The sequence below is a fragment of the Serratia sp. 201 genome (genome assembly GCF_037027545.1).
In the GTDB taxonomy this organism is placed as follows: domain Bacteria; phylum Pseudomonadota; class Gammaproteobacteria; order Enterobacterales; family Enterobacteriaceae; genus Serratia; species Serratia bockelmannii.
Genome location: NZ_JAXCHC010000025.1, coordinates 1 through 256 on the forward strand (window position 1 = coordinate 1; position 256 = coordinate 256).

Genomic DNA, 256 nt, shown 5'->3' on the forward strand with positions numbered 1-256 from the left:
CTTACCACTTTGTGATTCATGACTGGGGTGAAGTCGTAACAAGGTAACCGTAGGGGAACCTGCGGTTGGATCACCTCCTTACCTAAAGATATTGCTTCGAGTGGCGTGCTCACACAGATTGTCTGATGAAAAGTAACGAGCAAAGCGCTACCTGTTGATGCCATGAGTCATTCATGCTGATACGAACCGATTAAGTTATTCAGTTTAATCGGATTTTCGTGTCCCCATCGTCTAGAGGCCTAGGACACTGCCCTTT

General features: G+C 46.5%; 1 rRNA gene. It reads left to right on the forward strand.

The window, feature by feature from the left end:
* Positions 1–81 (forward strand): 16S ribosomal RNA (locus tag WA302_RS25225); the annotation flags it as partial.
* Positions 82–256: the final 175 nt, after the last annotated feature.